The sequence below is a fragment of the Parabacteroides sp. 20_3 genome (genome assembly GCF_964238835.1).
Lineage (GTDB): Bacteria > Bacteroidota > Bacteroidia > Bacteroidales > Tannerellaceae > Parabacteroides > Parabacteroides distasonis.
Genome location: NZ_CAXSNO010000007.1, coordinates 148,569 through 170,325, shown reverse-complemented (window position 1 = coordinate 170,325; position 21,757 = coordinate 148,569). Strand labels below are relative to the sequence as shown.

16 protein-coding genes are annotated in these 21,757 nt (G+C 46.6%); 9 read left to right on the top strand and 7 right to left on the bottom strand.

The window, feature by feature from the left end; genetic code table 11:
* Nucleotides 1–8: 8 nt before the first annotated feature.
* Entirely contained in the window at nucleotides 9–2,165 is a 2,157-nt protein-coding gene (locus ACESPU_RS15340; RefSeq protein ID WP_005868471.1) for a translation factor GTPase family protein, read from the bottom strand.
* A gap of 190 nt (nucleotides 2,166–2,355) precedes the next feature.
* Between ACESPU_RS15340 and hemW the strand changes: the two genes are divergently transcribed.
* The 3 genes from hemW (at nucleotide 2,356) to ACESPU_RS15325 (ending at nucleotide 4,360) form a co-directional block, all read left to right on the top strand.
* Complete coding sequence (gene hemW, locus ACESPU_RS15335) at nucleotides 2,356–3,483, top strand: radical SAM family heme chaperone HemW (RefSeq protein ID WP_005868470.1); 1,128 nt, start codon at nucleotides 2,356–2,358, stop codon at nucleotides 3,481–3,483.
* Nucleotides 3,484–3,600: 117 nt separating this feature from the next.
* Nucleotides 3,601–4,200: a zeta toxin family protein gene (locus ACESPU_RS15330; protein ID WP_005858862.1), complete on the top strand. Its 600-nt coding sequence runs from the start codon at nucleotides 3,601–3,603 to the stop codon at nucleotides 4,198–4,200.
* Nucleotides 4,193–4,360 carry a hypothetical protein gene (locus ACESPU_RS15325; RefSeq protein ID WP_005858864.1) on the top strand — a complete coding sequence of 56 codons (168 nt, stop codon included), beginning with the start codon at nucleotides 4,193–4,195 and terminating at the stop codon, nucleotides 4,358–4,360. Before ACESPU_RS15330 ends, ACESPU_RS15325 begins: the two co-directional genes overlap by 8 nt.
* Nucleotides 4,361–4,521: 161 nt before the next feature.
* Here the strand turns inward: ACESPU_RS15325 and ACESPU_RS15320 are convergent, their stop codons facing one another.
* The 3 genes from ACESPU_RS15320 to ACESPU_RS15310 are packed head-to-tail and all read right to left on the bottom strand — an operon-like array spanning nucleotide 4,522 to nucleotide 8,223.
* Nucleotides 4,522–6,681 carry a S46 family peptidase gene (locus ACESPU_RS15320; RefSeq protein ID WP_005858866.1) on the bottom strand — a complete coding sequence of 720 codons (2,160 nt, stop codon included), beginning with the start codon at nucleotides 6,679–6,681 and terminating at the stop codon, nucleotides 4,522–4,524.
* Nucleotides 6,678–7,151, bottom strand: coding sequence for a CYTH domain-containing protein (locus ACESPU_RS15315; RefSeq protein WP_005858868.1), 474 nt, complete (start codon nucleotides 7,149–7,151; stop codon nucleotides 6,678–6,680). The genes ACESPU_RS15320 and ACESPU_RS15315 overlap by 4 nt, the downstream gene beginning before the upstream one ends.
* Nucleotides 7,141–8,223 carry a DUF2027 domain-containing protein gene (locus ACESPU_RS15310; RefSeq protein WP_036651347.1) on the bottom strand — a complete coding sequence of 361 codons (1,083 nt, stop codon included), beginning with the start codon at nucleotides 8,221–8,223 and terminating at the stop codon, nucleotides 7,141–7,143. Before ACESPU_RS15310 ends, ACESPU_RS15315 begins: the two co-directional genes overlap by 11 nt.
* 124 nt (nucleotides 8,224–8,347) lie before the next feature.
* Between ACESPU_RS15310 and ACESPU_RS15305 the strand changes: the two genes are divergently transcribed.
* Complete coding sequence (locus tag ACESPU_RS15305; protein ID WP_057326593.1) at nucleotides 8,348–9,562, top strand: S-adenosylmethionine:tRNA ribosyltransferase-isomerase; 1,215 nt, start codon at nucleotides 8,348–8,350, stop codon at nucleotides 9,560–9,562.
* 60 nt (nucleotides 9,563–9,622) lie between these two features.
* Nucleotides 9,623–11,599 (top strand): OmpA family protein, encoded by a 1,977-nt coding sequence (locus ACESPU_RS15300; RefSeq protein WP_005868464.1) that lies wholly within the window; start codon nucleotides 9,623–9,625, stop codon nucleotides 11,597–11,599.
* Here the strand turns inward: ACESPU_RS15300 and ACESPU_RS15295 are convergent.
* The 3 genes from ACESPU_RS15295 to ACESPU_RS15285 all read right to left on the bottom strand — a co-directional run bounded on the left by ACESPU_RS15295 (nucleotide 11,591) and on the right by ACESPU_RS15285 (nucleotide 13,970).
* Nucleotides 11,591–11,959, bottom strand: coding sequence for a hypothetical protein (locus ACESPU_RS15295; RefSeq protein ID WP_005858880.1), 369 nt, complete (start codon nucleotides 11,957–11,959; stop codon nucleotides 11,591–11,593). The two genes, ACESPU_RS15300 and ACESPU_RS15295, sit on opposite strands and share 9 nt — an antisense overlap.
* Nucleotides 11,960–12,499: 540 nt before the next feature.
* Nucleotides 12,500–13,648 carry an aldose epimerase family protein gene (locus tag ACESPU_RS15290; RefSeq protein WP_195320118.1) on the bottom strand — a complete coding sequence of 383 codons (1,149 nt, stop codon included), beginning with the start codon at nucleotides 13,646–13,648 and terminating at the stop codon, nucleotides 12,500–12,502.
* Between the two features lie 145 nt (nucleotides 13,649–13,793).
* Nucleotides 13,794–13,970, bottom strand: a complete 177-nt coding sequence (locus ACESPU_RS15285) for a hypothetical protein (RefSeq protein WP_234061971.1) — start codon at nucleotides 13,968–13,970, stop codon at nucleotides 13,794–13,796.
* A gap of 71 nt (nucleotides 13,971–14,041) precedes the next feature.
* Here ACESPU_RS15285 and ACESPU_RS15280 point away from each other — a divergent pair, with 71 nt between their 5' ends.
* The 4 genes from ACESPU_RS15280 to ACESPU_RS15265 all read left to right on the top strand — a co-directional run bounded on the left by ACESPU_RS15280 (nucleotide 14,042) and on the right by ACESPU_RS15265 (nucleotide 21,748).
* Entirely contained in the window at nucleotides 14,042–14,836 is a 795-nt protein-coding gene (locus ACESPU_RS15280; RefSeq protein ID WP_005858887.1) for a thymidylate synthase, read from the top strand.
* Between the two features lie 75 nt (nucleotides 14,837–14,911).
* Complete coding sequence (locus ACESPU_RS15275; RefSeq protein ID WP_005858889.1) at nucleotides 14,912–15,409, top strand: dihydrofolate reductase; 498 nt, start codon at nucleotides 14,912–14,914, stop codon at nucleotides 15,407–15,409.
* A gap of 87 nt (nucleotides 15,410–15,496) precedes the next feature.
* Nucleotides 15,497–21,178 carry an alpha-2-macroglobulin gene (locus ACESPU_RS15270; protein ID WP_373133487.1) on the top strand — a complete coding sequence of 1,894 codons (5,682 nt, stop codon included), beginning with the start codon at nucleotides 15,497–15,499 and terminating at the stop codon, nucleotides 21,176–21,178.
* Between the two features lie 192 nt (nucleotides 21,179–21,370).
* Nucleotides 21,371–21,748 carry a DUF1573 domain-containing protein gene (locus tag ACESPU_RS15265; RefSeq protein WP_005858893.1) on the top strand — a complete coding sequence of 126 codons (378 nt, stop codon included), beginning with the start codon at nucleotides 21,371–21,373 and terminating at the stop codon, nucleotides 21,746–21,748.
* Nucleotides 21,749–21,757 lie beyond the last annotated feature (9 nt).

The window sequence follows — 21,757 nt, the reverse complement described above, 5'->3', positions numbered from 1 at the left end:
TACTTTACCTATTCTTCTGATTGAGTAGCCTCGTAAGCCTTTAACAACTTCTCTTGTACATCGGCAGGAACTAACTCGTAACTAGCGAACTTCATCGTAAAGGAAGCACGTCCGCCCGTAATGGAGCTTAGTGAAGTAGAATAGTTAGACATCTCTTTCAAAGGAACTTTCGCCAATAGTTTCTCAAATCCCTTCTCGCTATTCATACCCATAATCAAGGCACGGCGTCCTTGCAAGTCACTCATCACATCTCCCAGATAATCAGCAGGAACGGAAACCTCGACATCGTAAACAGGCTCCAAGATCTTAGGGCCAGCCTCCTTGAAAGCGGTACTGAACGCATTGCGTCCGGCAAGCATGAAAGAGATTTCATTACTGTCTACCGGGTGCATCTTACCATCGTATACGCAAATACGCACATCGCGAGCATACGAACCCGTCAACGGCCCTTGCTCCATACGAGCCATGATACCTTTTAGGATAGCCGGCAAGAAACGAGCGTCGATAGCACCACCAACGATACAGTTTACGAACACGACTTTACCACCCCAATCCAAATCAATTATTTGAGTATCACGAACATTCATCTTATACTCCTGTCCGCCGAAACGGTAGGTATCCGGAGCAGGCATACCTTCATAATAAGGCTCGATAATCAAGTGAACTTCACCGAACTGGCCTGCGCCACCAGATTGTTTCTTATGGCGGTAATCCGCACGGGCCGCTTTCGTAATCGTCTCACGATACGGGATCTTCGGCTCCAGATATTCGATCGGCAATTTATCATTATTCTCGATTCTCCATTTCAATGTACGAAGATGGAACTCACCTTGACCGGAAACGATTGTCTGCTTCAATTCCTTGGACTGCTCGATTACCCATGTCGGGTCTTCCTCGCGCATACGTATCAAGATTTCCATCATCTTCTCGGCGTCAGCCTCATTCACCGGCTTGATAGCACGACGATATTTCGGATCCGGATATTTAATGAAGTCGAAACGATAATCACAACCCTTTCCGTTCAATGTATTACCACGGCGAACATCCTTTAACTTAACGGTCGCTCCAATATCACCCGCCACCATTTCCGTAACCGGGGTACGAGTTTGTCCGGCTACCGCAAATAACTGTGCGATACGCTCCTTAGAACCACGATCGGCATTCATCAAATCGTCACCTTCTTTTACTTTTCCTGATATCACTTTAAAATAGGAAACCTGACCAATATGAGGTTCCACGGTAGTCTTGAAGAAGAACAAGCTAGTAGGACCATTCGAGTCCGGAGTCACCTCTACGCCTTCCGTAGTAATCAGACGAGGCATCTTGTCGGTACAAGGAACCACGTTACCCAAGAACTCCAACGTACGACGAACACACATATCACGACCGGCACATACGCAGAATACCGGGAACATACCGCGAGTAACCAAGCCCGCACGGATACCGGCACGCATATCATCCTCGCTCAAGGCACCTTCCTCAAAGAATTTCTCCATCAAAGTATCATCGTTCTCAGCGGCGGCTTCCACCAAGGCTTGATGCAACTCCATCGCCTTATCCATTTCCTCGGCGGGGATTTCCAATACATCAGGAACTCCACCTTCCGGTTTCCAACGATACATCTTCATTTTTAATACATCCACCACGGCATTGAAAGAAGAGCCGCAGCTAATCGGATATTGGATCGGAACGATCTTACTGCCCCAACGGTCTTTCAACTGGGCGATAGTTCCCTCATAGTCGGCTTTATCATTATCAAGCTGATTGACAACGAAAATCACCGGTTTATGAAATTGTTCAGTATACCGGAACTGGTTAATGGTTCCAACCTCAACACCGTACTGGGCATTCAATACCATCAGTGCCGTATCCGTGACATTCAGAGCGGAAACAGCTCCTCCAACGAAATCATCCGAACCCGGACAATCGATGAAATTCAGCTTCCGATCCTGCCACTCAACACTGAAAACGGTTGAGAAAACTGAGTATCCATACTCTTTCTCAACCGGGAAATAATCGGACACCGTATTTCCTGCCTCAACGGAGCCGCGGCGTTTTATAACTCCACCCTCGTAAAGCATAGCTTCAGCGAGAGTGGTTTTCCCAGAGCCCGAACTTCCCAAGATAGAGATGTTCTTAATTTCATTTGTTTGGTATACTTTCATGATATCAGGATTTATTTGAGTTTAACAATACGTTTATTTGGCGTGAATCACTTTCACGAGGGCGCAAATTAGAGATTGTAAAGGAAAAAAGCAATTATCGCCCGGTGTTTGAGAACTATGTTGTGCAGCAGCAAGGTTTTTTGAAATTTAAATTATATCTTTGTGTAAAGATATAATTGTGTCCATACAGATGGCAGGTTTATACATCCACGTTCCTTTTTGCGCCAAGCGGTGTTTATACTGTGACTTTTTTTCCAATACGGAGATGAAGTATAAAGAGCCGTATATAAACGCACTTATAAAAGAGATGGAATTGCGGAAGGGATATATAGGAAACGAAGCATTAGAAACCATTTACTTCGGGGGCGGTACTCCTTCCCAATTAGACGAGAAGGATTTTGGCAAGATATTCGAGGCCATCTATCGTCATTTTGATGTAGCCGAGCAAATGGAGATTACCTTAGAGGCGAATCCGGATGACATGAAACGAGAATATGTATCGCTTCTCCGTAATTATCCTTTTAATCGGGTCAGCATGGGTGTACAGAGTTTTCATCCGGAAGATTTGCGTTTTCTGAATCGTCGCCATGACCGGGAACAAGCGATTAAAGCAGTAGAACTATGCAAGGAATATGGGATTACAAATATCAGTATCGATTTGATCTACGGACTCCCCAACCAAACGCAGCAAGCATGGGAAGAGAATTTGCGACAAGCGATCCGGTTGGATGTTCCCCATCTTTCCGCCTACCACCTCATTTACGAGGAAGGTACCGCACTTTACAAATTGCTGGAAGCGGGAAAAGTGACCCCCATAAACGAGGAGTTAAGCGTCTCGTTCTTTTCCACATTAATAGATCGGTTGGCAGAAGCAGGCTATTTGCATTACGAGATATCTAATTTCGCCCGTCCCGGGTTCTTCTCCAAGCACAATAGCTCCTACTGGACCGGAAAGAAATATCTAGGCCTCGGTCCTTCCGCCCATTCTTATAACGGGATAGACCGGGAATGGAATCCATCTTCTCTACCTATATATATAGACGGTATAGAAAATGGGCATCCGACAATAGAATCCGAGGATTTAGACCTATGCACCCGGTACAACGACTTCATCATCACCGGCCTTCGAACCATGTGGGGAGTCTCTTTCGCTGATATCCAGACAAAATTTGGCAGGAAGCTCCTTTCTTATTGTCAAAAGCAAGCTCAACCCCATATCAACCAAGGTCTCTTATTACAAACCGGTGACAAATTGATTTTATCCAAGTCAGGAATCTTCGTTTCCGACGGAATCATGAGTGATCTACTTTGGGTATAAAAATTAACAAAACCACCGCTTTCCCCAACAAACCTGTTAGTTAAAAGTACATTTCCTGCACATTTTCACGATTTTTGAGAAATAAAACGACGCATATTAAAAAACTATTACATATATTTGCAGCATCAAAAACAGCAAACAGTGCCATATTTGTATATAATATCAGGTTGCAACGGAGCAGGAAAAACAACAGCTTCCTTCACTATTTTACCAGAAATGCTAAAATGTAGGGAGTTTGTTAACTCAGACGAGATAGCCAAGGGACTTTCCCCTTTTAATGCAGACAGTATAGCCGTCGCCGTTGAAGCTAGTCGTATTATGTATAAGCGGATAAAGGAACTCATCGGTGCTGGTGAGACTTTCGCAATGGAAACTACGCTGGCCACCCGTTCAGTCGCAAACCTGATACGGGAAGCACAAAGGGAAGGTTATTATGTTACATTGCTTTACTTCTGGCTAAATACGCCGGATCTAGCCGTGGAACGTGTGAAAATGAGGGTAGCCGCCGGAGGTCACAATATTCCGGAAGCAACGATACGGCGTCGGTATGAGGCCGGTATCCACAATTTATTTGAGCTATACCTTCCTATTAGTGACTATTGGATGATAACTGATAATTCGATGTCTCCCATGGAAGTGATCGCCAAGGGATTCAAGAATGATAAAAGGGAAGTGTATAATCTAGATATTTTTACAAAACTTGAACATCATGAATGAGCAAGAAGTTAGAGAATTCGAAGAGAATATAGTAAAAGGTGCAAATATAGCTTTTCAGCGTTTGGTGAATCAGAAGAAGAAGGAAGACGGAGAGTTGGTATTCTCTCGTAACGGTCATATCTTCAGAGTCAAAGCTGTTGATCTTGACAAGATTTATTAAGTTATAGATATAGATATACAAAAAGAGGAGACGTATCTTTCAAGGATATGTCTCCTCTTTTTGGCTTTATAGAAAAAGGAACTTAGGTTCATGGGCGAAGTATGTTAACATACTTCGGCATTTCAGTTAACATACTTCGCCCACGAAGTTAACTTACTTCTCTATCTTGAGAATTCCATCTCGTTCAATAAATAACCGGCTCCGGCATATTTATCGATTACGAATAGGACATAACGGATATCTACGATAATACTGCGTTGATAATCGGGCAGATATTGGATATCCCCTCCTACTCCTTCCCAGTTACGGTCGAAATTGATACCGATTAACTCTCCTTGTCCATTCAATACCGGACTACCGGAGTTCCCTCCCGTTGTATGGGTCGTAGCACAGAAGGCAACCGGCATTTTACCGTTAGGCATCTTATAAGGGCCAAAGTCTCCTGCTTGATATAATTCCTTCAAACGAGCAGAAACCACAAATTCCCAATTCGTAGAATCCTCCTTCTCCATGACGCCGTCTAAAGTGGTTTGATGACCATAATAATCGCAATCACGAGGACTGTAACCTTTCACCTGCCCATAAGTCAGACGAAGCGTAGAGTTCGCGTCCGGAAAACTAGCCAAGTCTCCATACATCGCTAAAAGTCCTTTCACATACGCACGATGGGCGATCGCATATCCGGCATCAAAATCAGCCAAAGCCTTATCTAACGCCTTTTTCTCATCCTTTACGGATTGCGCAAACAGAATCATCGGATCTTCTCTCAAAGTTTTGACAGACGGGTGCTCCTTGAACGCATTAAAGTTCTTCTCGCTACCATAGATCGATTTATCAAACAGATAATCTACGAATTTATCCACATCCCCCTTAAACTTGCTATCGATTACGGAAAAATAAGCCGGCTGCGACTTCGGAGCGACCAAACGCCTATATTCCTTTAACATGACTTTCGCTATCTTCTTATCAACCATCGGCGCATAATCCTTATCAGCGAAACGGTGGAAAGCCCTCTCCAATTGAGTGACCTGTTTTTGCTGCTCGGAACGATCTTTCCCCTCCAAAGCCTCACAAACAGTCTCGATATCGGTCGGAACTTTGGAGAACTCGATGCCACGGCTCAATGCCTCATCCAACATCCAACTACGGAAACGCAAATCCTTACGATCATTAACGATCTGCTCCAATGTCAGAAGCGCTTCCGGATAAGCAGGCTCACACATCTTCTTCGACCAAGCGATCAAACGATCCTGCTCATCGTTTTTCACCTGCTCAAAATTACGTTTGTTGATCGCCCAGTTACTACCGATCGCATTCTTATAAGCGTTCGTAGAACCTGCATACTTACTAGCGTATTGAATCCGGACTTGCGGATCTTTCAGCATTTCTTCCAGCATCGCCTCTTGACGGAGATTACGGATATTAATACGTACCGCATTATCTATATCCCGACGTTCAGCTACCTCCCATGAGGTATAGTATTTATTGGTACGGCCGGGGAACCCCATGATCATGGCATAATCGTTCTCCTCCACACCTTTTAAAGAAAGCTTTAGCCAACGTTTCGGACGAAGCGGGACATTGGTTTCCGAATAAGGTGCCGGATTTCCGTTCGCGTCGGCATACACACGGAAAAGAGAGAAGTCTCCGGTATGGCGAGGCCACATCCAGTTATCCGTATCCGCCCCGAACTTACCGATAGAGGAAGGGGGAGCACCGACTAAACGGACATCCGAATAGATCTTCTTGGTAAACATATAGTACTTATTACCTCCATAAAAAGCCTTGATCTCGACTTCCGTACCGGGGTTATCCTGTAAGAACTTCTCACCTACTTTCGCTTTAGCGAGGCCATTCAAGTACTTAGCGGACAAGAATTCCATGCTGTTCGGATCCGTGATCTTTTTCAGTTCCGTCCTCACATAATCCGTCACGTCGTCGATCTTATCGATAAAAGTAACCGTCAATCCCGGATTCGGAAGCTCCTTATCACGAGACATCGCCCAAAAGCCGTCCGTCAGATAATCATGTTCCAAGGTACTATGCCGTTGGATGCTACTATAACCACAATGATGATTCGTCAGCACCAACCCGTCCGGAGAGATCATCTCGCCCGTACAACCACCGCCAAAACGAACCACGGCGTCTTTCAAGGAAGGAGCCTCGGCGCTATACACTTCCTGATCGCTTAATCGCAGACCAAGGGCCTGCATCTCCGCAAACTTTTGTTGCTTCAATAAAGGGAGCAGCCACATGCCCTCATCGGCCAAGACCGGAAACGCCAATATAGCGGCCGCTACAGATAAAAAGAGTTTCTTCATGTATTTGAACTATTAAAAGGATGTTTTGTCAACATTGAATTATAATAACGGCGATCTCCACTTACCTCCTTACCCAGCCAAGCCGGTTTCTCAAAAGGCTCGTCCTCAGACGATAACTCGATCTCCGCAAGGATCAACCCTTCATTCGCTCCGTGGAAAACATCGACTTCCCACGTATGGCTGCCTCTGGGAACCAGATAACGAACCTTGTCGATCGCACCCGGCTCGCAAAGCTCCAACAACCGCTCGGCATCCACCAGAGGAATCTTTTGCTCAAACTCATAACGGCTCAAGCCTTTCTCATCCGAAGCGCCTTTGATCGTTAGAAATCCCTCCTCTCCCCGGATACGAATACGAACCGTACGTCCGGGCTGTGAGCAAATATATCCCTGCACGATACGGGTGGAGCTAACAGCCTCCGGTAAGAAATCACCGGAGACCAAGAATTTCCGTTCTATCTCAATGGCCATGTTGCGAGGTATCAGCCTTAATCGTTACCATCGTCGCACCAAAACCATATTCGCGGAAAGAAGCATCTTGAAAATAATGTTGTTTATAACGGGTCTTCAAATCCTTCTCGATCGCCTTACGCAGTACTCCATCGCCTTTTCCATGGATAAAGACAATCTTCTGTCCGTTATTAAGAGCGTACTGATCCATCACCTCACGGAATTTCCCCAACTGGTACGTCAGCATATCCGCATTGCTCAATCCATTCGTATTATCCAACAATTCGGTTATATGCAAATCGATCTCAAGGATAGCGCTATTCGTCGGCTTCTTTTTCACGATTTGCCGGGGAACCCTACGTTCCTCACGAACCTTTTGCTGCATAGCTTCCTTCAACTCCGCCGCAGAGACCAATAGTTCTCTCTCGGGCAAGTCATCGCGGATAATCGGATAAATCAAGGCATCCTCCTCAAAGAAATCATTCTCCATAAAGCAGTGAAGCTTGTAGAACTTAACCGTATCCAAGCGCAACTCTACCGATACGGCGTTTTTCAACGAATAGGGTTTATCCTTCTTGAAAGCGATCAGTTGCACGCAGATCCTTTCCAGATCATTCAACTCCGGCTTACCGAACTCCTCTAGGAATATTTTCGTATTCGGCTCGATAATCCCGTTATAACGGCTCGTCCAGCTATTATTCGTCCGGTTCATATAATTGAAGAACAAATAGTAATTACTATCATTCACGAAATACGTCTCATAGCCGCATTGCTGGAACGCCTTCGGATCGACCGGGAGATAAGCCAGATACACATTCAGACGCTCTCCCTCCGGTGTCTCCTCGACCTTTTCCTCTTTGGGTTCAGGCTTCTTTGGGGAAGGAGTCTCTACCGGAGCCTGTACTTTCGGACGGTTCGAGCTATGCACTTGCATATCATTACCCCCAACCACGACACATTCCTTGATCAAGGCAGGAACCTCAAACCCATCCTCATCCTCAACCAACACTTGGTCCTTTCCACGGAATCCACGTACGACTCCACCTCCCACACTATTCAGGAAGCGAACTTTATCACCTATTTGAATACTCATATTCTATACCTTATTATATTATGCGCACAAAATTAGGGAATAATCCGCGAATCCGAAACCTATTTACTACTTTTGCACCCGGAATCCGTACAAACGGATGTTTTTTAACAGGACAGAAGAAGTAATGAAGACGCAAGAAATACGTATCGAAGATTATAACTATTCGTTACCGGACGAACGAATCGCAAAGTTCCCATTGCCTAAAAGGGATGAGTCCAAACTTTTACTCTACCGTAACGGGGAAATAAGCGAAAGTATCTTTAAGCATATCACGGATTATCTTCCCCAAAACACCTTGATGGTATTCAATAATACCCGGGTCATACAAGCCCGCCTACTTTTCCAGAAAGAGACCGGCGCACGCATCGAGATTTTCTGTTTGGAGCCCATCGAGCCTCATGATTACGCCTTGATTTTTCAAGAGACCCGACGCTGTAGCTGGACTTGCTTGGTTGGCAACCTTAAGAAATGGAAAGAAGGCACTTTATCCAAAACGATCTTCATTAAGGATCAACCGGTCGTGCTGACAGCAGATAAGAAAAAGTCTCATGGTGACACACATTTGATCGAATTCACATGGGATAACGAGACTTATACATTCGCCGATATCTTGGATGCCGCCGGGGTCTTGCCGATTCCTCCTTATTTACACAGAGAAACAGAGAAGAGCGACCTACAGACCTATCAAACAGTTTATTCTAAGATAAAAGGCTCCGTCGCCGCACCGACCGCCGGACTTCATTTCACTCCGGAAGTACTTGCCGATATAGATGCTCGGGGCATCGGGCGGGAAGAAGTCACCTTGCATGTCGGAGCGGGCACCTTTAAACCGGTAAAAAGCGACACGATCGAAGGGCACGAGATGCACACGGAATTTATCTCCGTCCGCCGCAGTTCCATCGAACGTATCAAAAGCAACCTTGGAAATATCATCGCCGTAGGAACGACTTCCGTACGAACCTTGGAAAGTCTCTATTACATGGGCGTGATCCTAGATAATAACCCCGAAGCGACTTCCGAGGATCTCGTCGTAAAACAATGGATGCCTTACGACACCAATAACAACCGGCTGACAGCGGAGCGATCCCTTCAAAACATCCTCGATTATCTGGATAAGCATGATGCGGATACGCTGGTAACGGCTACGCAAATCATCATCGCCCCGGGCTATGAGTTCAAGATCGTAAAAGGAATCGTCACCAACTTCCACCAGCCCAAAAGCACCTTGCTCTTGCTGATCTCCGCTTTCGTAAAAGGAAACTGGAAATCCATCTATGAGTATGCCTTAGAGCACGATTTCAGATTCCTGAGTTATGGGGATAGTTCCTTGTTATTGTAACAGACATACAATAAGATCCCATACAATTCGTTATATTTGCACGAATATATTCCAGATTGAATGAAAGCGCATTTTACTATATATATTTTATTTTTGCTTATCGTATCTTCCTTGTATTCCTGCAAATCGGCGAAGTTGAGCGATGCCGAGGAGAAGCAGCGTATCGGGGAATACTATGAGGCAGCCGCCATTTATCGTAAGGTTTACACGAAAACATCCCCGAAGAAAAGGGATTTGCGCGGCTATATCGCTTACCGTATGGCCGAATGTAACCGGTTGATCAATAATACGGCGAAAGCGACTAGCGCCTATATGAACGCCATCCGCTATGATTACCCCGATAGTACCGTCTACCTACGCATGGGACAGATGCTGCAGAAGACCGGACGTTATCCGGAGGCGATCAAGAACTACGATATCTACATGGAGAACGATCCTAGCAATTTATTAGCCATCAACGGCATACAAGGATGCGAGTTAGCTCCCGGATGGAAAAAGAACCCTACCCGCTACGAGGTAAGACGCATGGATAAATTCAATTCCCGCCGGGGAGAATTCAGTCCGATGCTGGCCGGAGATAAATACGACCAACTATACTTCGCTTCTTCCCGCTCGAAAGACAAAGACGCGAAAGTCAGCGCCATCACCGGGCAAAATAACAATAACCTCTTCCTTGTCAAGCAAGACGAGAAAGGGGCTTGGCTAGCTCCCGTAGAGCTCGAAGACGAGGTGAATACGGAATACGACGAAGGAACCCCCTCTTTCTCCCCCGATGGAAACACGATGTATTATACCTATTGCGCCCAAGATCCGGAAGGCCCTCGTACCGCCGAGATTTACATATCTACCCGAAGCAGCGCCAAATGGGGAAAAGGAACCCGTGCGACGATCGTAAAAGACTCGGTTACCGCCCTCGGTCATCCTTCCATCTCGCCGGACGGCAAATACTTGTATTTCGTATCCGACGCCGTGGGCGGTTTCGGTGGCAAGGATATTTTCCGTGCCCGGGTAGCGGGAAACGATTTCGGCCCGATGGAGAACCTAGGAGAAGAGATCAACACCCCGGGAGACGAGATGTTCCCGTATGTCCGGGATTCCGTCACCCTTTATTTCGCGTCCAACGGACATCCGGGAATGGGCGGCCTCGATCTGTTCAAGGCCACGCAAGACAGTACAGGGAAGTGGAAGGTCGAGAACCTAGGCGCTCCCATCAACTCTATGGCAGACGATTTCGGTATCACCTTCGCCGGAAAAGAGGAACGGGGCTTCTTCTGCTCCAACCGCAACGACGCACGGGGCTATGACCATATATATTCCTTTGAACGGCCTACGATCACCATCTTCATCGAAGGAATCGTAAACGATGTCGATGAATATCCGATCGAGGACGCTACCGTACGCATCGTCGGAAAAGACGGACTGAACGTGAAAGTCCCGGTCAAGAAAGACGGTACCTATCGTGTCGAGTTGGAACGGGACATCCGTTATGTCATGATGGCCAGCGCCCGTGGTTACCTCAACCAGAATTACGAGTTGCATACCGGCCCCGAGGAGAAAAACGAGACGTATATCGTGGATTTCTTTCTCTCTCCGATCAGCAAGCCGGTTGTTATCGATAACATTTTCTACGATTTCGATAAAGCGACCCTTCGTCCGGAATCCAAGAAAGCTTTGGACGAGATGATCAAGATGCTGAACGATAACCCGAACGTAACGATCGAACTGGGTGCCCACACGGACCGGAAAGGTACGGACCAGTATAACGAGCGTTTGGCTCAACGCCGTGCGCAATCGGTCGTGGATTACCTAATAGCGGGAGGTATCGAGGCGGCTCGTCTGGAAGCGAAAGGATATGGAGAAAGCGTTCCCAAGACGATCAATAAGAAGATGGCTAAACAATTCGATTTCTTGAAAGAAGGCGATGTGCTTACCGAGGAATTCATCCTTGCCCTGCCGCCGGAACAGCAAGAGATCGCCGACCAGATCAACCGCAGAACGGAATTCAAGGTCTTACGTACAAACTATAACTTATTTTGAGGGAGCAAAGAGCGTGATCTCCTTAAAAGAGACCGGCCAATCGATCGCACTCATCAGCACATCGAAGGACAGGCGTTGCTGATAAGAGACCGAGGACTCCCTTGAATACAAGTCATGAGCTACCAAACCGATCATCATCTTAACCTTATAATGCAATTCCTTGGATAGTACCAAGCAGGCAAGTACACTCAAATCTCTCGCTTCTTCCCAATCCCGATCCGCAAAACACATCTCCCTTTGAAGTGCCGGATAATGACGAGTCCGCATGATCAGATCTGGATCACGGACCTCACACGCACCTTCCACTACATCCAATAATATACGACAGACAGCCAAACGTTGCTTTTTAATTACCTCCATATACGTTTCCCTCAAACCGGACCGTTCACCTTGTTCGGTATTTCTATATGCTACAAAAAAGAAGCGTGGGAACTGTTAATCTACTATTCGAAACTGAGGCATCGCCAAACACCCATCGGACAAATAATAAACAACAGCCCACGCCTTATTACGTATACTATTAGGCAGTATATATAACAAGCGTGAGCGTTTAGTTGCCTATTATCTCTGTCCGACTTGAAACTTGGCGATTTTCAGTTCCAAAGATAATATCTTAAACGCTTATCGTAATCACACTTTGATTCATAAACCCTTGAATTTCCACAAGAGTTTACTTTATCGATACAAATATAACGCTTTTTCTCATACATCATATGGATTTATTTTTCTCTTTTAAAATCTATTGGGAAAAGATAGCGTATACTCTCTAGCGATAAATTCTTCCACTATAAACAAGATGCTTCCGTGAGTAAAAAAGAGAGGCGCATATACATCCTATTTAATGTATATGCGCCTCCACCATTATTTGGATATTTCCAAATCCGGAACTTTCTTCCTTATTTACTCTACCGAGAACTTATAAATACACTCACTCGTATATTTCTCGCCCGGACGAAGCACTACGCTCGGGAATGCCGGCTGGTTCGGGCTATCCGGGTAATGTTGAGTCTCCAGACATAGGGCGCCACGATGTGGGTAAACCACACCTAACTTGCCTTTATCACCCGCTTTCGTCATTGAGTTACCGGCATAGAATTGAAGACCCGGCTCGTTGGTGTAAACTTCCATAACGATACCGCTTGTCGGAGATACAACTTTAGCGGCTACCTTATTGATATCGCCGGCGGCGTTCAATATCCAGTTATGATCGTAACCACCACCGTAAACCAATTGCGTAAACGGATTGTCGATATCAGCGCCTACCACTACCGGTTTGCGAAGATCCATCGGCGTGCCTTCCACGGGTTCGATACCGGTCGGGATCAAAGTCTCGTCCACCGGGTTATATGTATCCGCATCGATCATGATCGTATGATCCATGATTTGCGAGCCGGGAACACCGGAAAGGTTGAAATAACTATGGTTTGTCAAATTCACGACAGTAGCCTTATCGGTTGTAGCCTCGTACTTAATATCAACGGCGTTATCATCCGTCAACTTATAGATCACCTTGATATCCAGATTACCGGGGAAACCTGCCTCACCGTCTTTCGATAGATAAGTCAACTCCAAGGTTTGGTCATCGATCTGTTTCGCGTCCCAAACTACCGCGTGATATCCTTTCGGACCTCCATGCAAGCAATGCCCGTTATTATTCTGCGGAAGTTGATACTCCGTTCCGTCCAACGTAAACTTACCATTCGCGATACGGTTGCCATAACGTCCGATCAAACCACCATAGTTATTATCCGGAAAAGCTACATACTGAGCGATATTATCATACCCAAGCACAACATCCGTCATCTTACCGTTCTTATCAGGCACCATCACGGAAACCAAGCGTCCGCCCCAATTCGTTACGCAAGCCTCAGCCCCTTTCTTATTCTTCAACACATACAAAGCAGTCGGCTTACCATCTACCTCAGATACAAAATCCGACTTCATCAAACCAGAAAGAGTGGCCTCTTCCGTAGCCGCCCCCTTCTCATTCTTACCTCCGCATGACAATAACATACACACTGCCATGACCGCAAAACAAAGTTTTTTCATCTCTTACCTTTAAAATTAATAAATGTTATTCTTCGGGCAAAGATACGCATTCTATCCACATGAGGTCCAATATCCTTACGCATTTTCTCGGGAATCCTTACCGATTTCTACTCGAAGTACTACACCCTTCCTCTTGACATCTTAATCATCCACCAATTGGTAGATGATCATGCAACAGCCGTTGGAAGATCATGCAACAGTTGGTAGATGATCGTCCAACAGCTGATAAATAAGCTAGACCTTCATACAAATCCCCTAATACCTCCCGAAGAAACAGCCAAGGATACATGAAGAAACCGTTTGAATCCTCAACCGATTTCATATTTTGACCCGTTATTCTAGTATAATACGATTCACTTTTGTACATTTGCACACTATTGTAATAAGTGAGTAATGAAACAATATTTAGAGCTGCTCAATAGAGTGCTTACCGAGGGAGTTAGAAAAGAAGACCGGACGGGTACGGGAACGATCAGCGTATTCGGTCATCAGATGCGGTTCAATCTGGAAGAGGGATTCCCGCTACTCACTACCAAGAAGCTGCATCTGAAGTCTATCATCTACGAATTGTTATGGTTCCTGAATGGAGATACCAACGTAAAATATCTGCAAGATCATGGCGTACGCATCTGGAACGAGTGGGCCGACGCGGATGGTAGCCTTGGGCATATATACGGTTATCAATGGCGGTCATGGCCGGATTATAAAGGAGGATCTATCGACCAGATCACCGAGGCCGTGGAGACGATCAAGCATAACCCGGATTCACGACGAATCATTGTAAGCGCATGGAACGTGGCGGACTTAGACAACATGAACCTGCCTCCTTGCCACGCTTTCTTCCAGTTTTACGTGGCGAACGGACGGTTGAGCCTACAATTGTATCAACGTAGCGCGGATATTTTCCTTGGCGTTCCGTTCAACATTGCCTCCTATGCCTTGTTATTACAAATGATGGCACAAGCTACCGGCCTTAAAGCGGGAGATTTTGTTCATACGTTGGGAGACGCCCATATCTACAGCAACCATTTGGAGCAAGTTAAGTTACAATTGACACGTGAGCCACGTGCGTTGCCACGTATGGAGATCAACCCGGACGTAAAGAGCATCTTCGATTTTAAGTTCGAGGATTTCAATTTGACCGGATACGACCCGCATCCCCACATCAAGGGAGAAGTGGCTGTCTGAGAATTGGCAGTTGACGATGGACAGTTGACAGTTAATTCATAAATCATAAATTACAAATCATAAATCAATAAGTCTATGAGTACAATTTCTATCATCGCAGCAATCGCAGATAAAAGCGCGATCGGAAAGAATCAGCAATTATTATGTCACATGCCTTCAGACATGAAGCGTTTCAAGGAATTAACCACGGGACATGCGGTAATCATGGGACGTAAGACATTCGAGTCTCTCCCTGTAGCGCCACTGCCCAATCGGAAGAATGTCGTATTGACGACTATGCCCGAAGCTGGTTTCGTGAATTGTTTCGCTTGCGAGTCTATGGGGGCCGCTCTGGATTTATGTGAGAAAGAGGACGAGATATTCATCATTGGCGGCGCGTTGGTCTACAGACAGGCTTTGAGAATAGCCGACAAAATGTATATTACCCGCATCCATCATGAGTTTCCCGACGCTACCTCGTTCTTTCCCGTCGTAAACTGGGACCTTTGGGAAGAGACTGAACGTGAGGAGTATCCCGCAGACGAGAAGAACCCTTACCCCTACACCTACATCACCTACGTGCGCAAAAAATAAACATTAACGTACGTTTTACAACTTTTTGCTCTTTCTTTGTATCTATATAGGAAAGGTTTATTGTTAAACTTATAAAACCCAAAAGATATGAAGATAAGAGCAATTATTTTATCTGCCCTGATACTTTGCGGCATCTCGGCGGTTATTATGTATAGCCGGGCCGCCCAGCCTCAACAAAAAAGTTCTGTTATCACGCAAGCTATAAACGATAAGAATACCCCTATGGTGATCAAGAATCTTATCCTTAAAATGAAAGAACAGATGGAGGTAAACGATGATCAGTTCCCGGAACTGATCAAGGAGGTGGAGAATTACACCAACAGCCTAGCCGACTCGGCTTCCGTGGCGGTATTACATTCCATGTTGGCGGAGATGTATCAGAACTACTACCAGCGGAACCAGTGGACCATCAACCAACGCACCCAATTAAGCGGTTATATCCCGGAGGATATCCGGGAATGGACTTCCAACTTATTCACGGATAAGATCAAGGAAGAGATCGATTTATCATTGCGACCTACGGCCTTATTGCAAAATACGCCTGTCAGCAAGTTCAAGGATATTCTGGAGATCGGAAAGGACTCGCAAACCCTGCGTCCGACCCTCTATGAGTTCCTTGCCTTCCGGGCACTGGACATCCAACCGACCGTACAGATCTATAAAGACTTGATCGCCTTTCAAAATAAGGAGCCGAATATGAAATCGGTCCTCCTTACGGAATTGGATTACCTACGATTCCTTTACGGGGATAAAAGGGATAAAGAGTCTTTCGTGGCTTACATGAACGCATTGGATGAGCTTTACAGGAACTTAGCTTCTCAAAACTATGCCGCCGAGATCTTAATCGCTAAATTGGATTTGGTTAGCGGCAGTATGTTTCGTTACGTCTCTACCCAATGGGATTCTATCAAAGCGGAAGAGGTGAAACTATGCGAGGAGGGTATCAAGCGGTATTCCGGTTACCCTCGCACGGCTATCTTAAAGAATCGCTTGGCGCAATTGGAACAACCTACTTTATCCGCATCTACAAACAATACGGTTTATCCGGGACAGCAACTGGGGATCAAGCTGGAATATAAGAATGTACAGAAAGTCAGCGTACAAATCTATCGAAGCTCGAAAACACCTTTACAAGCGGCAGCCCATACATCCGCAAAAAAATCAAGTAGCAGCACCTTGGGACAACTCGTAAATGAGAAGACATTCTCTTTGCTACTGCCCAACAGCTATTCGCAGCAAGATACAACCTTACATATATCTATGGATCAACCGGGATTGTATGAATGTGTCGTAACCGTACCCGGACAACAGCTAAAGACGATCAATACGGTTAGCGTAACCCGATTGGCCGCAATCTATCGTAATCTTTCCGGTAATAAACAAGAGGTCATGGTTACCGACTATCTTAGCGGGAAGCCTGTTGATGGGGCTATCGTTACCTATTACGGAGGTCAGCGTCGTAGCTTGCAAGAACTGGGTACCGTCAAGACAGACCGGGAAGGCTTGACCACGCTTCCGGCGAACAGTCAAGTATTGGCGTTCCAAGCCAGCAGACCGGGAGATACCAACGCTATGTTGACAAATATCTATCCGATGGGTTCCGGCCGTCGATCGGAAAAGAACCCGGTAGAAGTCTCAATCTTTACGGATCGTGGGCTTTACCGTCCGGGACAAACCATTTTCTTCAAAGGTCTCGCCTATGTAAAAGACTCGAACGACCCGCATGCCGTGGCCGGACAGCCTTTTACGGTGACCTTATACGACGCTAACGGGAAAGAGATAGCCCAGAAGAAAGTCACGACCAATGAGTTCGGTTCTTTTAACGGAGAGTTCTCCCTCCCCAAACAGACCCTAAGCGGTGTCTTCCGGTTAAGTACCGGACAGATGAGCGTATATATTCATGTAGAGGAATACAAACGTCCGACTTTCCAAGCGTACTTCCTCCCGATCAAGGGAGATATCGCTTTCGGCGATTCCGTTACCATACAAGGCAAGGCGGCTACATTCTCCGGCGTGTCACTGCCCAGCGGAGATGTCACTTGGCGTATTACACGCAGGCCCTTCCTGTTGTGGAGGTATTTCCGTCCGAGCGCTCCGACACAAGTTGCGGAAGGGAGTACCACCCTTTCCGGCGATGGGACATTCAACGTATCTTTCCGTCCCCAAAAAGAGGAGGATACGAATCCATACGCTTCCGCATACCAGACCTACGAGGTATCGGCTACCGTAACCGATAGCAAGGGAGAGACCCAAGAGGCGAATTACACCTTCTCGGTAGGAGAATCCAGTATCGTCTTATTCACGAACCTACCGCCACAAATCGAGAAAGACTCGGTAAAAGCCGTAGTCGAAGCCCGGACAATCAATGGGGAGATGGTTTCCACCTCCGGTACTTTCAAGATCGTAGAACTGATCGCAAACCGATCCGATAAGAATAGCGGAGAGAGCTATCAAGAAGGCAAGCAAGTAGCTTCCGGTAGCTTTACCAGTGGCAAAGAGATCAGTCCGGCTATTTTCAGCCAATTGCCCTCCGGGCGTTACCGTATTTTAGTAGAAGCCAAAGATAGCCAAGGACGGCAGAGTAAGAACCAGTCCGATTTCATCCTATACGGAAAGAACGACAAGCGTCCTCCCGTATTTACCCATACTTGGCTGCTGAAAGAGAAGACAACTTGTTTACCCGGGGAGGAAGCGGAAATCGTATTCGGCACCTCCGACAAGGACGCCTACGTACTCTATGAATGGTTTGCCGGAAATAACCGCATCCATCACGAGTTGATAAAGCTAAGCGACGCGAACCATCGGTTTAAGATCCCGTTCAAGCCGGAATATGGAGAGGGAATCATCGTATCCTTTACGTTCGTAAAAGAGGGTGAGCTATATATTACCCAAGTACCCGTAGAGCTTCAGCTACCCAACCGGCAGTTGACCATCAAGCCGATAACCTTCCGGGATCGTTTACTTCCGGGAAGTAAAGAGAGCTGGAAATTCCGTATCACCGACGCGGACTCCACGATCGTATCCGCCGAGGTACTGACCAGCATGTATGATGCCTCGCTAGATAAAATCATACCATTCAATTGGTATTTCTCCCCGCGGCGAACGATCCTGCTACAAGCTCCCCGTTTCTCAACCGGAGCCGGATTCCAGCGTAGTTATCAATATGACCAGACAGAGGCCAAGTATATAAAAGTACCTCAATATCAGTATGACCGTTTAAATTGGTTCGGTCTATTCAATGAGATTGTCATACGAGGATACGGTTCCAGCAACCGGGCTTTTGCCACGGGTGGTATCATGCTGAAATCCGCGGCAGCCCCAGTAGTGGCGGAATCCATGAACATCATGGAAGACAGCGCCGTGTTAGAAGAGCCTAGTGTGGAATCTACGGAAGGGGAACCCGTGTTCAGCCTATCCGATCCTTTCGCCAAAGAGAGCAGCCAGCCGGTAAGTCCGGATCAAATCCGGCAGAACTTCGCGGAAACCGCCTTCTTCTACCCGACCTTACAAACGAACGAGGAAGGAGACGTATTCGTAAATTTCACCCTGCCGGAAAGTAATACGACTTGGAAACTACAGATGTTGGCCAATACCAAAGACCTAAAATACGGTCTGCTTACGAAAGAGGTCATTAGCAGCAAACCCTTGATGGTTCTACCGAATCTACCTCGTTTCGTCCGCCAAGGGGATGAGGTCAGCATCAGCACGCAAGTCATCAACAATTCCAAGGAAGCGGTATCCGGCCGTGTACGCATCGAACTATTCGATCCCGCTACAGACCAACCGATTATCTGCTTGAGCAAGTCACAACGTCCGTTTGAGTTGCAACCGGATAGCATCGCTACTGTAAGCTGGATGATCCCGGTACCCAAACAGATCAGCCTACTGGGCATACGTATCCTAGCCGACTCTGAAAAGGGAAGCGACGGGGAGCAGCAGATCGTACCTGTTCTTTCCAATCAATTGCTCATCACGGAAAGTACCCCGTTCTATTTGCTCAAGGAAGGAGAGAAACAAATCCGTATCTCCGGGAACTCGGAGGGAGCGACACCGTTCCGTCTCACGCTGGAGATGACCGGGAATCCGATTTGGTACGCGGTACAGGCATTACCGACGATCACACAGCCGAACAATGATAATATCTTATCTTGGTTTGCCGCTTATTACAGCAATACGTTGGCTTCCTATATCGCCCAAGCCCATCCCCGCATCCAGAAAGTGATCAACCAATGGACCGCCCAAGGAGGGAATGCCTCTACCCTCTATTCAAACTTGGAAAAGAACCAAGAGCTGAAGAACATACTCTTGGAAGAGACGCCTTGGGTACTGGCCGCCGATAACGAGACAGAGCAAAAACAACGCTTGTCTTTATTGTTCGACCTAAACCGTGCGGACGGATTACGGGAAGCGGCCTTGCAACAACTGATCCAACAACAGAACGAAGAGGGTGGATGGAGCTGGTTCAAAGGTTTCCCCGCAAGCCGTGCGATCACGCTTTCTATCCTGAAAGGTATGTCACAGCTTGTACAGCTAAACGCGATCCAATATGGGCAAGCGGAGAAAGAGATGCAAATGAAGGCCCTCAAGTTCTTGGACAAAAGTATGCAAACGGATTATGAGAACTTGCTGAAATACGATAAGAAATGGCAAAACGCATGGCCCTCGCCGGAGCAGGTAGAGTTCTTATTCGTCCGCAGTTCCTACCGGGATATCCCGGAACTGGGAGACGCCCGGGAAGCGATCCGTTTCTATACGAACCAAGCGGAGAAGCACTGGAATCAATATTCCTTAATCAGTAAGGGCGAAATCGCCTTGTTAATGCATCGAAACGGTAAAAAGGAGGTGGCGACAGCGATCCTGACAGGACTAAAGAAGACCGCTACGATCTCCGAGGAGAAAGGTATGTATTGGGCAAACAACCGCAGGGGGAGTGATTATTTCACCTCACCGATCGACACGCATTGCTTATTAATGTCCGTCTTTAACGAGATCGCGCCGGATACCCAGAATACAAACCGGATGAAACAATGGTTGCTAAACCAGAAACGTACACAAAACTGGGAATCCGTACCCGCCACGGTAAACGCCATTTACGCCTTGCTACTCACAGGTAGCGATTGGCTGAACACGCAAAACACCTGTGTAGCGACATGGGACGGCAAGACCTACAGTACCGCGGAAGGGGAAATCGCCATCGGTTACCTCAAAACGATACTTCCGAACGAGCCGGCAAATAGTTCCGCCAATCCCGTGCTCTCGATCCGCAAGGAAGGAAACACGCCGGCATGGGGAGCTGTTTACGAGCAATACTTCCAAGAGATCGACAAGGTAAAAGGACAAAAAGGGGTGTTGAGTGTCGAGAAGAAATTATTCGTCGAGACCAATAACGGTACCAACCGCCAAATCCGTCCCGTAACACCGGAGCAGCCGCTCCGCATCGGAGACAAGGTAATCGTTCGGCTAACGATCCGGACAGACCGTGAAATGAATTACGTATTCTTGAAAGATCTACGTGCGGGCTGCTTCGAACCGGCCGATCAACTTTCCGGCCCGGAATCAAGAGACGGTATCTGGTACTACAGATCCCCGAAAGACGTATCCGAGAATTTCTTCATCAATCGTCTGCCGGAAGGTACGTTTGTCTTGGAATATCCGGTCTACGTATCCCGTAGCGGCGAATACGCCGGAGGTATCAGTACGATTCAATGTATGTACGCCCCGGAATTCGTGTCGCACACCGCCGGAGAAAGCTTGCGGATCATGCCCTAAACAAGCCTTTTCTTACAATGCCCGTTCTAACCTCCTTACAATGCCCAGTATAAGGAGGTTAGAATGGGCACCGTAAGAAGGTAAGAATGGGCATCGCAAGAAGCGTTATCTTCCTCTAATTTTCAATTCTCAATTCTCAACTTTCAATTGAAATGACTATCTTTGTAATTCGAATTAAAACTAAACGATAAGATGAAACAAATAGTTTTTATTTTCATGGCGATCCTGTTAGCGACAGGAATGGCTTCAGCTCAGAAGAAAGCAGTTATTTCCGCGGAAACAACCAGTTTCGATTTTGGTACCATCAAGGAAGCAGACGGAAAAGTATCCCATACGTTTGAAGTATCCAATACGGGCGATATGCCTCTGGTCATTACACGTGTAATCGCGTCTTGCGGATGTACGACCCCGGAATGGCCGAAAGAACCGGTAGCTCCGGGTAAGAAAGCCCAGATCAAGGTTACTTTCGATCCGGCAGGACGTCCGGGTCCTTTCACGAAGACCATTTCCGTATACAGTAACGGAAAAACCGGAAGCTTCATCATGAACATCCGGGGAGAGGTTGAATAAGAAATACGT

Bases quoted from the DNA above. Each gene is read 5' to 3' on its own strand.
- ACESPU_RS15305 (WP_057326593.1), top strand. From the start codon at position 8,348: ATGAAGACGCAAGAAATACGTATCGAAGATTATAACTATTCGTTACCG.
- ACESPU_RS15265 (WP_005858893.1), top strand. From the start codon at position 21,371: ATGAAACAAATAGTTTTTATTTTCATGGCGATCCTGTTAGCGACAGGA.
- hemW (WP_005868470.1), top strand. From the start codon at position 2,356: ATGGCAGGTTTATACATCCACGTTCCTTTTTGCGCCAAGCGGTGTTTA.
- ACESPU_RS15320 (WP_005858866.1), bottom strand. From the start codon at position 6,681: ATGAAGAAACTCTTTTTATCTGTAGCGGCCGCTATATTGGCGTTTCCG.
- ACESPU_RS15285 (WP_234061971.1), bottom strand. From the start codon at position 13,970: ATGAAATCGGTTGAGGATTCAAACGGTTTCTTCATGTATCCTTGGCTG.
- ACESPU_RS15315 (WP_005858868.1), bottom strand. From the start codon at position 7,151: ATGGCCATTGAGATAGAACGGAAATTCTTGGTCTCCGGTGATTTCTTA.
- ACESPU_RS15300 (WP_005868464.1), top strand. From the start codon at position 9,623: ATGAAAGCGCATTTTACTATATATATTTTATTTTTGCTTATCGTATCT.
- ACESPU_RS15275 (WP_005858889.1), top strand. From the start codon at position 14,912: ATGAGTACAATTTCTATCATCGCAGCAATCGCAGATAAAAGCGCGATC.
- ACESPU_RS15310 (WP_036651347.1), bottom strand. From the start codon at position 8,223: ATGAGTATTCAAATAGGTGATAAAGTTCGCTTCCTGAATAGTGTGGGA.
- ACESPU_RS15270 (WP_373133487.1), top strand. From the start codon at position 15,497: ATGAAGATAAGAGCAATTATTTTATCTGCCCTGATACTTTGCGGCATC.
- ACESPU_RS15340 (WP_005868471.1), bottom strand. From the start codon at position 2,165: ATGAAAGTATACCAAACAAATGAAATTAAGAACATCTCTATCTTGGGA.
- ACESPU_RS15280 (WP_005858887.1), top strand. From the start codon at position 14,042: ATGAAACAATATTTAGAGCTGCTCAATAGAGTGCTTACCGAGGGAGTT.
- ACESPU_RS15290 (WP_195320118.1), bottom strand. From the start codon at position 13,648: ATGAAAAAACTTTGTTTTGCGGTCATGGCAGTGTGTATGTTATTGTCA.
- ACESPU_RS15295 (WP_005858880.1), bottom strand. From the start codon at position 11,959: ATGGAGGTAATTAAAAAGCAACGTTTGGCTGTCTGTCGTATATTATTG.
- ACESPU_RS15325 (WP_005858864.1), top strand. From the start codon at position 4,193: ATGAATGAGCAAGAAGTTAGAGAATTCGAAGAGAATATAGTAAAAGGT.